Below are 14,646 nucleotides of genomic sequence, written 5' to 3'. Positions count from 1 at the left end.
TATAACCTGAATAAAGTACGTATGTACGCATTTATGAATGTAAGAGCAAGATTACAAAGATGAAACTATGATAGGGTATCTATTTTGTGTTAGCATGAAAATTGAAAATGCACATCAAGAGGAGGAACATAGATGAAGTTGATTTCATGGAATGTAAATGGTTTGCGAGCAGTTATTGCAAAAGGTGGATTTTTAGAATATCTTGAGGAATCAAAAGCTGATATATTTTGTTTACAAGAGATTAAATTACAAGATGGGCAAATTGATTTAAATCCAGAGGGATACTATACATACTGGAATTATGCTGTGAAAAAAGGCTACTCAGGAACGGCTATTTTCACGAAAAAAGAACCGATTTCTGTTACATATGGTTTAGGGATTGAAGAGCATGATCAAGAAGGACGAGTTATTACGTTAGAATTTGAAGATTTTTATATGATAACGTTATATACACCAAACTCCAAACGTGGATTAGAACGCTTAGATTACAGAATGAAATGGGAAGATGATTTCAGGGCCTATATTAAACGATTAAATGAAAAGAAATCAGTTGTTTTTTGCGGAGATTTAAACGTCGCACATAAAGAAATAGATTTAAAAAATCCAAAAAGTAACCGTAAAAACCCTGGATTCTCTGATGAGGAGAGGGAGAAGTTTACACGTACTTTAGAAGAAGGATTTGTTGATACGTATCGCTACCTTTATCCTGATCAGGAAGGAGCATATTCGTGGTGGTCGTATCGTATGGGAGCGAGAGCAAAAAATATTGGATGGCGTTTAGATTATTTTGTTGTCTCGGAAAGAATGAAAGACAAAATAACAGAGGCGAAAATTAACAGTGAAATAATGGGATCAGACCATTGTCCAGTTGAATTACATATAAATTTCTAAAAAAAGAAGTATCTCGCTAATAATAGGCGGATACTTCTTTTTAATTCAGTTTGTTAAAATTTTTCAAATCATTCTTGAAATAATTGCATATTAAATATATACTTAGTAACGATAATCATTATCATTGAAAAAGGTTATCGATGGATGAAGTGTAAAAGAATTATAGTTTAGGGGAAGTGAATGAGAATGAGTTCCGGATAAAATTATTAATCTAATGAAATATATGTTTGGGACAAGTTTCATGTAGTTAAGTTTTCATATAAAAATAATCTATTTACAAGTTTTGAGAGGAGATATATAAAGATGAACAAGAAGTTATTTACATTAGGGATGGTTACAGTTTTAAGTGTTGGTTTAGCAGCATGTAATAGTGCAGACAAAACTTCTGGGGAACAAAAACAACAGACAAAGGCTACGGAAACGAAAAAAGACGAAAAGCGAAAGATTACATATTTAGGTAAAGAATATACAGTACCAGCAAAAGTAGATAAAATTGCGACAGCTAGTTTAGAGTCAATGGAAGATGCGGCAGTACTTGGAATTAAACCGGTAGGTGCAATTACTGTAGGTGGTAAATTACCAAAGTATCTTGAAAAAGAATTAGAGGGTGCAAAATCTGTGGGTGAAAAAATGCAACCTAATTTTGAAACATTACTTCAATTAAAACCGGATGTTATTACATCTAGTACGAAATTCCCAGCAGAAACAGCTGAAAAGTTTACGAAAGTAGCTCCGACGTTCCCGGTATCACACGTTTCAACAGATTGGGAAGATAACTTAAAGTTAATGGGAGAATTAACTGGTAAAAAAGATAAAGCAGAAAAAATTATTAAAGATTACAATGCGGACGCTGAAAAAGCAAAAGCAAAATTAGGAGATAAGTTAAAAGACAAAAAAGTACTTGTAATTAGACTAAGAGCAAATGAATTATTCCTATATCCAGAAGGAGTATACTTCAACCCTGTAATTTATAAAGATCTTGGACTAACTGCTCCAGAACAACTTAAAACTGTAAAAGCACAAGAGAAAATTTCATTTGAAAAACTTGCTGAACTTAACCCAGATTATGTTTTCTTACAATATGAGGCAAGTGAAAATAAAAACCCGAAAGTGCTAGAAGAAATTGAAAGCAATCCAATTTGGCAAAGTATGAATGCTGCGAAAGAAAAGAAAGTATTTGTAAACGTTGTAGATCCAATGGCCCAAGGTGGCACAGCTTGGAGTAAAACAGCATTCTTAAAAGAAGCAGTGAAAAATTTATCTAAATAATACAATAAGTAAGGTGCGTTGAATGATATGCAGAAAACGAATGCGGTACGAGTAACCATTTTATGTATAGCACCCATATTGATTTTATTTACAGTTATACTTTCTGTTTTATATGGGGCGAAAAACATTGATGCTGAAACAGTGTGGAATGCTTTATTTCATTTTGATTCAAGCGATGTAAATCATAATATTATTATTACTTCACGTTTACCAAGGGTAGTTGCAGCTCTTTTAGTCGGAGCATTTCTAGCCATATCAGGAGCACTTATGCAGGGGATGACAAGAAACTATCTTGCATCCCCTTCTATTATGGGTGTGACGGATGGTGCAGCCTTTGTTATTACACTTTGTATGATTTTTCTTCCGGGAATGTCATCGATTGGTATGGTTTTATGTTCAATGATTGGCTCTGCACTAGGAGCCGGTATAGTGTTTGGTTTTGGCTCACTCCTTCAAAATGGCTTATCCCCTGTTAGATTAGCAATTATAGGGACAGTTATTGGAACATTTTTAAGTAGTGTATCGGCTGCGATGGCTTCATATTTCCAAATTTCTCAAAATGTTAGTTTTTGGTTTAATGCAAAGTTAGATCAAGTGGACCCTAATATCATTAAAATCACGATACCATTTGGGATAATTGGTATAATTTTAGCACTATTAATATCAAAATCTATTACCATTCTTTCTTTAGGAGAAGAAGTTTCTATTAATCTAGGTCAGCGTACAAAACTAGTTAAAGCGATGGCAATTTTATCAGTTATTTTTTTAACAGGAACAGCAGTTGCTTTAGTGGGGAAAGTTGGTTTTGTAGGTTTAATTATTCCACACATTACGCGCTTTATAATTGGGGTAGATTATAAGTGGATTTTGCCTTGCGCAGGCGTTATTGGTGGAGTTTTCTTAGCATTATGTGACATTTTAAGTAGATTTGTAAACTATCCATTTGAAACACCAATTGGAGTCGTTACTTCCTTAATTGGAATTCCTTTCTTCCTTTATTTAATCCGTACAAGAGGAGGAGAGAGACATGCTTAAAAGTTCAAGTCAACGTTTTGGAATGACAATGGGGATTAGTATATTTTTAATATTATGTGCTATTTATATTAGTTTAACGAATGGTACGTTTGATATTACGATTACAGATGTATTTAAAACACTCTTTAGAATAGATCCAGTACCAGACCACGATTTAGTTATTTTTGAGTTTCGCCTTCCGCGCATTGTAATTGCTGGATTAGTAGGATTAGGCCTCGGTGTTGCGGGTGCTGTAATTCAAGGGATTACGAGAAATGGATTGGCGGACCCAGGTATTTTAGGAGTGAATGCCGGAGCAGGTACAGCCATCGTAATTTTCATGTTCTTCTTTCAAGGGCAATTAAAGAGCACAGACTGGGTTTCTATTATGATGATGCCGATGTTTGGTTTAGTCGGTGGGCTAGGAGCCGCTATAATAATTTATCTGTTTTCTTGGAAAAACGGTAAGTTAGACTCGCAACGTCTTTTATTAACAGGGATTGCAATTGGATCTGGATTTGGAGCGTTTTCTATGTATTTATCGCTCAAAATGAAGTCAACTGATTTCGAGATGGCTGCAGTTTGGGTGTCTGGAAGCATATATAGTGCAAACTGGAAGTATATTGTTGCTATGTTACCGTGGCTTATCATTTTAATTCCACTTATACAAAAGAAAGCTTATTTATTAGATTTATTTCAATTGGAAGAAACGAGTATTACAAGTTTAGGTGTTGCAGTAGAACGAGAGAAATCCATTTTACTATTAAGTAGTATCGGACTTGTGAGTGCATGTGTTGCTGTTTCAGGAAGTATTGGTTTCATTGGATTAATGGCACCGCATATAGCGAAAAGGCTCGTCGGTATTCAGCATAAATATATAATTCCTACGTGTGGAGTAATCGGAATGTTCCTTGTAATAGCTTCAGACTTTATTGCAAAAACAGTTTTCACCCCTGTAGAGTTACCTGTTGGAATCGTTATTTCTATTGTCGGTGTACCGTATTTCTTATATTTACTTTATAAGGCGAAAGCGTAAGAGGAGGAATAAAAGTGAGTATTTTAAGTGCAAAAAATTTAGAAACGAGTTATGAAAAGCTTACAGTGTTTCGCGATTTAAATGTGGAAATACAAGAAGGAAAAGTAACGACAATTATAGGACCAAACGGGTGCGGGAAATCGACATTGTTAAAAACGATGGGAAGAATTTTAAAACAAAAAAGCGGTAAAGTATATTTGCAAGGACAGGATTTAAATACAATTCCAACGAAAGAAATTGCGAAGCAGTTAGCTTTACTTCCGCAAACTCCAATTGCACCAGGAGAGCTTAAAGTAGAAGAGTTAATTTCTTATGGACGCTATCCACATCGAAATAACGTAAATAAGTTAACTTCAAAAGATAAAGAAATGATTGATTGGGCATTAGAAATAACGAAAACTTCTGAATTTCGAACGAGACAAATTGCAAATTTATCAGGTGGTCAACGACAGAAGGTATGGCTAGCGATGGCTTTAGCACAAGAGACAGAAGTGTTGCTATTAGATGAGCCAACTACATATCTTGATATGTCTCATCAATTAGATGTATTACAAATTGTGGAGAAGTTAAATAAAGAACATAATTGTACGGTCGTTATGGTATTACATGATATTAACCATGCAGCAAGGTTTTCAGATGAAATTATTGCAATGAAGGAAGGGGAAATCGTTACAACTGGTAGCCCAGAAGAGATTATTACAAATGAAGTATTAAAAGAAGTATTTCATATTGATGCGCGTGTCATGATTGATCCGTATAATGGGTCTCCTGTTTGTTTTGGATACGATAGCGTTGTATCTCAAGAAGAGAAAGTAGAAATATATGTAACGAGTTAAGAAGGGGGGATGTAAGATGAATACTACTATTGAAAAACAGCAGATTATTACATCTAATACAGAACAGTGGAAAATGTATTCAAAATTAGAAGGTAAAGAATATCAAATTCATATTTCAAAGCCGAGGCAGCCAGCACCAGAGTCAGGATATCCTGTTATATACGTATTAGATGGCAATGCCTTTTTTCAAACATTCCATGAAGCGGTTAAAATACAATCAGTTAGAGCAGAGAAAACAGGTGTTTCACCAGCTATTATAGTAGGTATTGGTTATCGTATTGAAGGGGCATTTTCAGGAGAAGAAAGATGCTATGATTTTACGCCTAGCGTAATTTCAAAAGATGCTCCTTTAAAACCGGATGGTAAACCGTGGCCTAAAACAGGAGGGGCACATAACTTCTTTACGTTTATTGAAGAAGAATTGAAACCACAAATTGAAAATAATTTTGAAATTGATAAAGAGAAACAAACGTTATTTGGACATTCTCTAGGTGGATTATTTGCATTACATATACTATTTACAAATGTAAATGCTTTTCAAAATTATTTTATTAGTAGTCCGTCTATTTGGTGGAATAATCAATCCGTACTTGAAAAAGAAGAGAACCTTATAAATGAATTAAACAATGCTAAGTTTGAAACAGGGGTATTCCTTACAGTTGGGTCACTAGAACGAGAGCATATGGTTGTAGGTGCAAATGAATTATCAGAGCGCCTTCTCCAAGTAACACATGATAAACTTAAATTTAAGTTTTATGAAGCGGAAGGGGAGAATCACGCATCTGTTGTCCCAACGTCTTTAAGTAAAGGATTGCGATTTATTAGTCAAGTGTAGAAGACGTATATGAAAAAAGGTAAGCAATTGCTTACCTTTTTTCATTATTATTTTATTGCCACGTACCCATCAATTAAAAAGCTAGTGAAAAAACGAGTGATTTGAGTAAAGCCACATTCCTCCATGATAGTTAGTAAATCTGTTTCAGAAATAGGAAACATTTCTTTTTCAAAAGAATTTTCAAATCGTTCCCAATCTTTTAATGGAATTTGATTTTGCATCATATGGTTGCGCCAAGCATTTAATTGTGCAGAAAACATACTTGTATGGGGTATACCATTTATTGAAGAGAGAAAGAATGGAGCACCGGGCTTTAAGCGACTACTAATTTCATTAAGTAACTCTTTTTTCCCCTTCATAGTTGGGATGAAGTGCAGAACAAGCATACAGGTGGCAGCGTCAAATAATGGATTGGTTAATAATGAATGAACAGTTCCATGTACAAATTGAATTTGATTTTGTATGCCTGCGTTTTCAATTCTTTTTTTTAGCTAACTGTAGCATGCTTTCAGATGGATCAACACCTGTAAAATAAAAATTGCTATTTTGTTTGCCTATTGAGAGGATTTCTTGTCCACCACCAGCACCTATAATTAGTAACTTTGGATTCATATTTTCTTTAGGGAGTGTAGTAAATAAGAAATGATTCATCATTTCATATAGGGTAAAATATCCAGGGATTTTCAACGGAATTGTTCGTTCATACGTATGTACAGTACAATCATTCCAGCTCATTTTTTAACCTCCTCTTTTACAATAAAGTTTCACTTTATTATGAAATGAAATGGTTAGAGGAAACAATCCCATAAATCTGGGGGAATAAAGATGATTTATGAACAGGCAACGAAAGAAATAACAGTGTTAATGAAAAGCGAGAGCTCAACTAGACAATTCCAAAAAGGGTTTTTAAATATATTAAAAAAGTTAATTCCATTTGATGCTTCCTGCTTCACCGCTATAGACCCACGCACATTTTTATCAACCGGGGCATATACAGATCGAATAATTGAACAGCTGCATTCGCAGTTATTTATGAATGAATTTTTAGAGGATGATTACAACAAATTTAAAGATTTAGCACGAAAGGCCCCCCATGTTGGCGCGATACGTATTGTCACAAATGATAATCCGATAAAAAGCGCTAGGTATCGAAATATTTTAAAACCAGCCGGTTTTATAGATGAAGTAAGAGTGGTTTGTATGAGTAAAGGAAAATGTTTTGGACACTTAAGTTTGTTTCGAGATAATACAAGAGTATCTTTTCAACAAAATGAATGTGAGTATTTATCAAAAATAAGCTCTATTGTGGGAGATACATTAAGAAAATCATTTATAACATGTTCAGAGGAACAAGTGGAAGTAGTAGGAACGGGTACGATTATATTAAATGAAAAATTTGACCTACTATATTGGGATCAAAATGGAAAGGCGTGGCTATCCACTCTTAGAACATATGAACAATTGAATGAAGATGACGTTCCAAGGCCAATACGTGCGGTTTGTTCAAGAGTGAAAGCAAACGAATCTAATAGGGAAGCAGCAGATGAAGGGGAAATGGTAGGTATTGGTTTATCTTGTGGACAATTTTTAGTTATTCGCGCGAGTAGGTTAGAAGGTTACGGTAGTTGTAATGATGGCTATATAGTTTTGTTTGAAAGAGCGAGGCCGGAAGAAGTTTTTCCCCTTATTGCAGATTCTTATAGTCTTTCTCAAAGAGAGAAGCAAGTGATAGTAGGGATTGTTAGAGGAATGTCAACAAAAGACGTGGCGGAAGAATTGCATATTTCTACGTATACAGTTCAAGATCATTTTAAGTCCATTTTTGAAAAGGTAGGGGTATGTAGTAGAAATGAACTTATATGGGAGGTTTTTTCGAAGTTTTGTTTTTCTAAAGAGAAGTAATAATAGAAAAGAATCCAAAGTCATTTAGGATTCTTTTTTTATAATTTTTTTTTAGGATAACCGAAAACATTCAAATGAACATTTGAATGTTTTCGGTTAATAAGGTATACTGTATACATAATCAAATATATACTTGAATAAGAGGTGTTACTTATGAAAGAAGAACATTGTGAACTTTGTTATCACGATGAGCAAAAAGTAAAGCATGCAAGTGACATGTTGGAGAAAGAAAATATAAGTAGTGTAGCGAAAATGTTTAAGGCACTTGCAGATGAAACACGTTTGAAAATTGCTTATGCGCTGTATACGGAAAATGAGCTTTGCGTACGAGATGTCGCAAGTATTATTCATAGCAGTATTGCAACGGCATCGCATCATTTAAGACTATTACAAACAATAGGATTAGCGAAAAAGCGTAAAGAAGGGAAACTTGTTTTTTATTCATTAGATGACTCTCACGTAAATGGATTAATTGAATTAGCGTTTAGTCATAGTAGTGAAATGAACAAGAAAGAACTTGATATGTAATCATGCATTTTCATAAAGATACTTCTTTATGAAAATGCAACTTTAAAAGGAGAGGAGATAATAAGTATGGTAAAGCTAGTTTTAATACGGCACGGACAAAGTGAATGGAATGTTGAAAATCGGTTTACAGGTTGGACGGATGTAGACTTATCAAATGCTGGTCTTCGAGAAGCAAGAGAAGCTGGAGAGATTTTGAAAGCCGATGGATTCTCATTCGATATAGCATATACATCTGTTTTAAAAAGAGCGATGCGTACTTTGTGGATTACTCTTGAGGAAATGGATTTGATGTGGATACCTATTCATAAAACCTGGAAATTAAATGAGAGACATTACGGTGCACTTCAAGGATTAAATAAAGAAGAAACAGCGAGAAAATATGGTGATGAGAGAGTAACTTTATGGAGACGTTCAACAAATGTACGCCCACCAGCTCTTACAAAAGATGATGAGAGATATGAAGCGGCACATCCGAAGTATAGAGATTTAAAAGAAAATAAGTTTCCCCTTACAGAAAATCTAGAAGATACAGAAAAACGAGTTGTTTCATATTGGGATGAAGAAATAGCCCCTAATTTAAAAGATGGAAAAAAAGTGATTATTGTAGCGCATGGAAATACAATACGAGCTTTAGTAAAACATTTAGATCAAATTTCAGATGAAGATATAGAATATGTAAACATTCCAACAGGAACACCATTAGTTTATGAATTAGATAACGATTTAAAACCGATATGTCATTATTATTTAAGGGGAAAAGGAGAAGTGATAGAAAGAAAAATAGTGTAAAATAATCATTTCTATATACCCTACCTTAGTATTGTATGAGATTAATGGAGGTAACAAATATTGTTACATTATACTGTTGTAAATAAAGAAACTTGTGAATCATGTGGATTATGCCGCTCTATAGCACCAGATATATATCAATTGGATTGTAAAAGTAAAGCATTTGGTGCATTAGATCACAATGAAGGAATAATTGGAATTCCAACTACATTTTTGAATGCAATGGTGGCAGCATATGAAAGTTGTCCGACAAATTCGATTCGAGTAGGAAAAGAGTCGTTTGAAAATCAAAAATTAGAAAATGGTATGAGAATGGATTAAAGCCGCGTTTCTATATTAATAAAAGCAATAGACAGATAGAAGTGGTGAATTTCAGAACAAATGTTAATAGATTAATAAAAGGAGGAATTTATATGGGACATCATCACGGTCACCAACATCATGGGCATTCCCACGGACATCATCATTTTGAAGAGAGTAGAGAAGGGAATAAGAAAGGTTTAATTACGGCATTAGTAATTACGGCAATTATTATGTTTCTTGAATTTTTTGGAGGACTAGTTACAAATAGTTTAGCCTTATTATCTGATTCAGGACATATGTTAAGTGATACAAGTTCGTTATTATTAAGTTTAATTGCCATTGGATTAGCAGCTAGAACAGTTACTTCTACAAAAACGTATGGATATTATCGTTTTGAAATTTTAGCTGCATTAATTAATGGAATTACCTTATTTGTTGTGGCGGGACTTATCGTGTGGGAAGCAATCGGAAGGTTTTTTGAACCACCAACTGTAGCGAGTGGTCCAATGATGTTAATCGCATCAATTGGTTTACTAGCGAATTTAATTAGTGCAGGGGCTCTTATGAGACAAGGTGATGTGAAAAATAACGTCAATTTACGTAGCGCATATTTACATGTTCTTGGAGATGCTTTAGGTTCAGTTGGTGCGTTAGTAGCTGGTGCACTTATGTCTTTATTTTCATGGTATATTGCAGATCCAATTATCTCAGTAATTGTAGCGCTATTAATTTTAAAGAGTGCATGGGGAGTAACAAAACATTCCATTCATATACTTATGGAGGGTACACCTGTTTCAATTGAGATAGAACAAGTTAAGCAAGCTATTAAAGAAGTAGAGGGTGTACGTGATATACACGATCTCCACATTTGGACAATTACATCAGGATTAGATGCATTAAGTGTCCATGTAATGATCGATAAAAAACAGGACGATCAAGAAGTGCTTCAAAATATTATTACTATGTTAAAACAGGAGTTCCATATTGAACACGCTACAATTCAAATTGAAACGCTTAAGATTAAGCATAGTGAAATGGTCATTTAATAAAATTGAACAAAAAGGCTATGGAGGAAATTCTCCATAGCCTTTTTGTTCACGTAAGTAGAATTGTCCTTTTTGAACGTTTTGTTTCAACTTTTCGTCTAAAGAGACAAAAAGTTGTCACAATTCCGTCACAATTAGCATAAACATAAAATAGACGAAATGAACTTACTTCCAAAAGGGCTTGGTTAATTCAATTTATGATTAGTAAAGCTGAAAAAGCGCGGATTTAAAGTTCACTATATTCTCAAGGAGGTAGATCGTATGAAAACTATTCTTGCTATCGCTGGGCTTATTTGGGTTTTATCACATGGCATTCCAATTTATGAAGGAGAACAAATTCGCAGTGCTCTGAATAAAAATTTTAATGAATATCATATCATTGATCGGCAAGATAATGTTGTGACAGTTCGTGTAAATGACTGTTTTCATACGGTAACCGTTGAAGGAACTTCAGTAGTGAATGATACAAAAGTATGTGACCAGCAATAATTATATATAGGAAGAAAAAAGTCTCAATTTACACGTGTGAAAATTGAGACTTTTATATTTGTGGATGAATAATAAGCGGGGATGGACAATCCCTGCTTATTATTGTTTTTTTGAAAAAAAGAAAGGGTATCATATTAATTGAGACTGAGAAGCTAATGATGTGTTAAGAATAATCATAAAGCGAAAATATACTCATATGGGGTATCCTACATAGATATTTGATGATATAATTGGTATACTCATAAAAGCAATTGTTTTATTGGATGAAGAGAAACTTTAAGAAGGTGATAATATGGATCATAAGGACCATGAATCAGTAACACATAGATCAGAAAAAGAAAAAGAACAAATTATAAATAGATTAAAGAGAATTGAAGGCCAAGTCCGTGGTATTCAAAATATGATTGAAAATGATCGTTATTGCGTGGATATTTTAGTTCAAATTTCTGCGATTAATGCAGCGATGAAAAAAGTAGGAATGGGTGTCTTAAAAAATCATACGAGTCATTGTGTTTCAGGAGCTATTAAAAATGGTAATGGTGACGAAGCAATTGAAGAATTAATGACAGTATTTGAACGTTTTTCAAAAGCATAAAAGCCAAGCTAGTATTTGACTAGCTTGGCTTTTGTTTATATAGGAGAAGATATATAAATTCATAATTGGAGCAAAAAAATAAAGATTTTAGAAAAAAATAAAAATCATGATACAAAACCATTGATTACCTTAGGGGGGTATGGTAAGATGTAGTTGTGATTAATAAACAATGAATAAACAAGAGGAGGATTTTAAATGGAACAGTTAACATTAAAAGTTGAGGGTATGTCTTGTGGGCATTGTGTAAATTCTATTGAAAGTAATGTGAAAGAACTAAACGGCGTTGAACAAGTAAAAGTTCAATTAGCAGAAGGAACTGTTGAAGTTACTATCGACTCATCAGTTGTAACGTTAAAAGATATCGTTGCTGTAATTGAAGATCAAGGCTATGAAATTCAATAATAATTTTTAATATAGAAATAAATCGTACTTTATATGGAGTACGATTTATTTTGCTAAAAATTATACCTTATAAGGGTATATAGAGGTGAGAGACATGAATGAACAAAAAGAGGCCAATCTCCAAATATCAGGCATGACATGTGCAGCCTGTGCAAATAGAATTGAAAAAGGCCTGAAAAAAGTAGAAGGTGTTCATGATGCAAATGTAAATTTTGCACTTGAAAAAACAAAAATAATGTATGATCCCCATAAAACAAATCCACAACAATTTAAGGAAAAAGTTGAGTCGCTAGGATATGGAATTGTAAGTGATAAAGCTGAGTTTACTGTTTCAGGGATGACATGCGCAGCATGTGCGAATAGAGTAGAAAAGCGTTTAAATAAGTTAGAAGGTGTGAACGGAGCGACAGTAAATTTCGCTTTGGAATCAGCTACAGTAGATTTTAATCCTGATGAAATTAATGTAAATGAAATGAAGAGTGCAATCACGAAATTAGGATATAAATTGGAAGTGAAATCAGATGAGCAAGATGGATCAACTGATCATCGCTTACAAGAAATTGAACGACAAAAGAAGAAATTTATCATTTCGTTTATTTTATCATTCCCGTTATTGTGGGCAATGGTGAGCCACTTCTCATTTACATCGTTTATTTATTTACCTGATGTGCTTATGAACCCTTGGGTGCAGCTAGCTCTTGCAACTCCGGTTCAGTTTATCATTGGAGGCCAGTTTTATATTGGTGCTTATAAAGCGCTACGCAATAAAAGTGCAAACATGGATGTTCTTGTGGCACTTGGAACGTCCGCAGCTTATTTCTATAGTGTGTATTTAAGTATTAGGTCGATTGGTTCTTCAGAACATATGACAGATTTATATTTTGAAACGAGTGCGGTACTTATTACTTTAATTATTTTAGGTAAATTATTTGAGGCGAGAGCAAAAGGGCGTTCATCAGAAGCTATTAAAAAGTTGATGGGACTACAAGCGAAAACTGCCACAGTTGTGCGAGATGGAACAGAGATGAAAATTTTAATCGAAGAAGTGGTAGCTGGTGATGTTGTCTATGTTAAACCTGGTGAAAAAATCCCAGTAGATGGAGAAATTGTAGAAGGAAAATCAGCGATAGATGAATCGATGTTAACAGGCGAGAGTATTCCAGTTGATAAAACAATTGGGGATGTAGTAATTGGCTCTACAATGAATAAAAATGGATTTTTAAAAGTTAAAGCAACTAAGGTAGGAAGAGATACTGCATTAGCTCAAATTATTAAAGTAGTAGAAGAGGCTCAAGGTTCAAAAGCTCCTATTCAAAGGGTAGCTGATCAAATTTCTGGTATTTTCGTACCAGTTGTAGTTGTAATTGCTATTATCACATTTGCAGTGTGGATGCTATTTGTTACACCTGGTGATTTTGGCGGAGCACTTGAGAAAATGATAGCAGTACTTGTTATCGCTTGTCCGTGTGCATTAGGTCTTGCGACACCTACATCTATTATGGCTGGATCAGGAAGATCGGCTGAGTATGGCATTTTATTTAAAGGCGGGGAGCATTTAGAAGCAACCCACCGATTAGATACAGTTATTCTAGATAAAACAGGTACTGTGACAAATGGGAAGCCGGTGTTAACAGATGTAATTGTAGCAGATGGATTCCATGAAGAAGAAATACTACGTTTAGTAGGTGCGGCAGAAAAAAATTCTGAACACCCACTTGCAGAAGCGATTGTAGAAGGAATTAAAGAAAAGAAAATTGTTATCCCAAGTTCAGAAACATTTGAAGCGATTCCTGGATTCGGCATCGAATCAGTTGTAGAAGGGAAACAATTATTAATTGGTACACGTCGATTAATGAAGAAATTCGATATTGATATTGAAGAAGTTTCTAAATCGATGGAAGCGCTAGAACGAGAAGGAAAAACAGCAATGCTTATTGCGATTAATAAAGAATATGCTGGTATAGTGGCTGTTGCGGATACTGTAAAAGATACTTCAAAAGCAGCTATCGCAAGACTTAAGAAAATGGGTCTAGACGTTGTTATGATTACAGGAGATAATACACAAACTGCTCAGGCAATCGCTAAGCAAGTTGGTATTGATCACGTAATTGCAGAAGTATTACCAGAAGGAAAAGCAGAAGAAGTGAAAAAACTGCAAGCGCAAGGTAAGAAAGTAGCAATGGTTGGAGATGGAATAAATGATGCTCCTGCACTGGCTACGGCGGATATCGGTATGGCAATTGGAACCGGAACGGATGTAGCGATGGAAGCGGCAGATATTACGTTAATCCGTGGTGATTTAAATAGTATTGCTGATGCAATTTTTATGAGTAAAATGACGATTAGAAATATTAAGCAAAATCTATTCTGGGCGTTAGCTTATAACGGCCTAGGAATTCCAATTGCGGCGCTCGGTTTCTTAGCACCTTGGGTTGCAGGTGCAGCAATGGCATTTAGCTCTGTATCAGTCGTATTAAATGCATTAAGATTACAAAGAGTTAAATTGAAATCTTAAACACTTTCAGCTATAAAGCGAATTTAATATGCTTTTTTACAATAAACAATACTTTGTATAAGTATTGTTTATTGTTCGTTTAGAAGGAAAAGTCGATATAATATAGAAAGAGCAGAAGTAGAATCATATATAGTGGAAGAAACTGCTTCGAAAATAAACACGAAATAATTATCCGGATAACCGAAATAAAAGAGTT

The 14,646-nt window shown here is 34.3% G+C and carries 15 protein-coding genes and 1 pseudogene; 15 read left to right on the top strand and 1 reads right to left on the bottom strand.

All coding sequences use genetic code 11. The features are described from left to right. Positions 1-132 precede the first annotated feature (132 nt). From LCF45_RS18130 to LCF45_RS18105, 6 genes are all read left to right on the top strand, one after another. Positions 133-891, top strand: a complete 759-nt coding sequence (locus tag LCF45_RS18130; protein ID WP_078206845.1) for an exodeoxyribonuclease III — start codon at positions 133-135, stop codon at positions 889-891. A gap of 303 nt (positions 892-1,194) precedes the next feature. After that, positions 1,195-2,160 (top strand): iron-hydroxamate ABC transporter substrate-binding protein, encoded by a 966-nt coding sequence (locus LCF45_RS18125; RefSeq protein WP_002185107.1) that lies wholly within the window; start codon positions 1,195-1,197, stop codon positions 2,158-2,160. Between the two features lie 27 nt (positions 2,161-2,187). Continuing rightward, positions 2,188-3,195, top strand: coding sequence for a FecCD family ABC transporter permease (locus LCF45_RS18120; protein ID WP_263893097.1), 1,008 nt, complete (start codon positions 2,188-2,190; stop codon positions 3,193-3,195). Beyond that, a complete protein-coding gene (locus tag LCF45_RS18115; protein WP_002128652.1) occupies positions 3,188-4,210 on the top strand; it encodes a FecCD family ABC transporter permease in 1,023 nt (340 codons plus the stop codon). Before LCF45_RS18120 ends, LCF45_RS18115 begins: the two co-directional genes overlap by 8 nt. A gap of 14 nt (positions 4,211-4,224) precedes the next feature. Beyond that, positions 4,225-5,046 (top strand): ABC transporter ATP-binding protein, encoded by an 822-nt coding sequence (locus LCF45_RS18110; protein WP_002014663.1) that lies wholly within the window; start codon positions 4,225-4,227, stop codon positions 5,044-5,046. A gap of 16 nt (positions 5,047-5,062) precedes the next feature. After that, positions 5,063-5,881: an alpha/beta hydrolase gene (locus tag LCF45_RS18105; RefSeq protein WP_033731157.1), complete on the top strand. Its 819-nt coding sequence runs from the start codon at positions 5,063-5,065 to the stop codon at positions 5,879-5,881. Positions 5,882-5,928: 47 nt separating this feature from the next. Here the strand turns inward: LCF45_RS18105 and LCF45_RS18100 are convergent. After that, a pseudogene (locus LCF45_RS18100) lies at positions 5,929-6,616 on the bottom strand (class I SAM-dependent methyltransferase). A gap of 90 nt (positions 6,617-6,706) precedes the next feature. On the opposite strand from LCF45_RS18100, the gene LCF45_RS18095 reads away from it, so the two are divergent. The 9 genes from LCF45_RS18095 to LCF45_RS18055 all read left to right on the top strand — a co-directional run bounded on the left by LCF45_RS18095 (position 6,707) and on the right by LCF45_RS18055 (position 14,450). Further along, positions 6,707-7,783, top strand: coding sequence for a helix-turn-helix transcriptional regulator (locus tag LCF45_RS18095; protein ID WP_016096283.1), 1,077 nt, complete (start codon positions 6,707-6,709; stop codon positions 7,781-7,783). A gap of 153 nt (positions 7,784-7,936) precedes the next feature. Further along, positions 7,937-8,311 carry an ArsR/SmtB family transcription factor gene (locus tag LCF45_RS18090; RefSeq protein ID WP_002066747.1) on the top strand — a complete coding sequence of 125 codons (375 nt, stop codon included), beginning with the start codon at positions 7,937-7,939 and terminating at the stop codon, positions 8,309-8,311. Between the two features lie 66 nt (positions 8,312-8,377). After that, complete coding sequence (gpmA, locus tag LCF45_RS18085) at positions 8,378-9,100, top strand: 2,3-diphosphoglycerate-dependent phosphoglycerate mutase (RefSeq protein ID WP_078203092.1); 723 nt, start codon at positions 8,378-8,380, stop codon at positions 9,098-9,100. Between the two features lie 60 nt (positions 9,101-9,160). After that, a complete protein-coding gene (locus tag LCF45_RS18080) occupies positions 9,161-9,421 on the top strand; it encodes a ferredoxin (RefSeq protein WP_002066749.1) in 261 nt (86 codons plus the stop codon). Positions 9,422-9,513: 92 nt separating this feature from the next. Continuing rightward, complete coding sequence (locus LCF45_RS18075; protein WP_002167777.1) at positions 9,514-10,449, top strand: cation diffusion facilitator family transporter; 936 nt, start codon at positions 9,514-9,516, stop codon at positions 10,447-10,449. Between the two features lie 261 nt (positions 10,450-10,710). Next, positions 10,711-10,938, top strand: a complete 228-nt coding sequence (locus LCF45_RS18070; protein ID WP_000849103.1) for a hypothetical protein — start codon at positions 10,711-10,713, stop codon at positions 10,936-10,938. 292 nt (positions 10,939-11,230) lie between these two features. Then, positions 11,231-11,533 (top strand): metal-sensing transcriptional repressor, encoded by a 303-nt coding sequence (locus LCF45_RS18065; RefSeq protein ID WP_002014668.1) that lies wholly within the window; start codon positions 11,231-11,233, stop codon positions 11,531-11,533. Between the two features lie 195 nt (positions 11,534-11,728). Next, complete coding sequence (copZ, locus tag LCF45_RS18060) at positions 11,729-11,935, top strand: copper chaperone CopZ (protein ID WP_002033654.1); 207 nt, start codon at positions 11,729-11,731, stop codon at positions 11,933-11,935. Between the two features lie 94 nt (positions 11,936-12,029). Continuing rightward, positions 12,030-14,450, top strand: coding sequence for a heavy metal translocating P-type ATPase (locus LCF45_RS18055; RefSeq protein WP_002128640.1), 2,421 nt, complete (start codon positions 12,030-12,032; stop codon positions 14,448-14,450). Positions 14,451-14,646: the final 196 nt, after the last annotated feature.

The organism is Bacillus sp. 41-22, from assembly GCF_025809295.1.
Taxonomy (GTDB): Bacteria; Bacillota; Bacilli; order Bacillales; family Bacillaceae_G; genus Bacillus_A; species Bacillus_A mycoides.
The sequence above is the reverse complement of the archived record's forward strand: the minus strand, read 5'-3'. Positions and strand labels throughout refer to the sequence as shown.

Excerpts from the sequence above, each read along its gene's own strand:
- gpmA (WP_078203092.1), top strand. The coding sequence starts at position 8,378 with ATGGTAAAGCTAGTTTTAATACGGCACGGACAAAGTGAATGGAATGTT.
- LCF45_RS18065 (WP_002014668.1), top strand. The coding sequence starts at position 11,231 with ATGGATCATAAGGACCATGAATCAGTAACACATAGATCAGAAAAAGAA.
- LCF45_RS18130 (WP_078206845.1), top strand. The coding sequence starts at position 133 with ATGAAGTTGATTTCATGGAATGTAAATGGTTTGCGAGCAGTTATTGCA.
- LCF45_RS18055 (WP_002128640.1), top strand. The coding sequence starts at position 12,030 with ATGAATGAACAAAAAGAGGCCAATCTCCAAATATCAGGCATGACATGT.
- LCF45_RS18070 (WP_000849103.1), top strand. The coding sequence starts at position 10,711 with ATGAAAACTATTCTTGCTATCGCTGGGCTTATTTGGGTTTTATCACAT.
- LCF45_RS18105 (WP_033731157.1), top strand. The coding sequence starts at position 5,063 with ATGAATACTACTATTGAAAAACAGCAGATTATTACATCTAATACAGAA.
- LCF45_RS18125 (WP_002185107.1), top strand. The coding sequence starts at position 1,195 with ATGAACAAGAAGTTATTTACATTAGGGATGGTTACAGTTTTAAGTGTT.
- LCF45_RS18090 (WP_002066747.1), top strand. The coding sequence starts at position 7,937 with ATGAAAGAAGAACATTGTGAACTTTGTTATCACGATGAGCAAAAAGTA.
- LCF45_RS18115 (WP_002128652.1), top strand. The coding sequence starts at position 3,188 with ATGCTTAAAAGTTCAAGTCAACGTTTTGGAATGACAATGGGGATTAGT.
- copZ (WP_002033654.1), top strand. The coding sequence starts at position 11,729 with ATGGAACAGTTAACATTAAAAGTTGAGGGTATGTCTTGTGGGCATTGT.
- LCF45_RS18095 (WP_016096283.1), top strand. The coding sequence starts at position 6,707 with ATGATTTATGAACAGGCAACGAAAGAAATAACAGTGTTAATGAAAAGC.
- LCF45_RS18120 (WP_263893097.1), top strand. The coding sequence starts at position 2,188 with ATGCAGAAAACGAATGCGGTACGAGTAACCATTTTATGTATAGCACCC.
- LCF45_RS18075 (WP_002167777.1), top strand. The coding sequence starts at position 9,514 with ATGGGACATCATCACGGTCACCAACATCATGGGCATTCCCACGGACAT.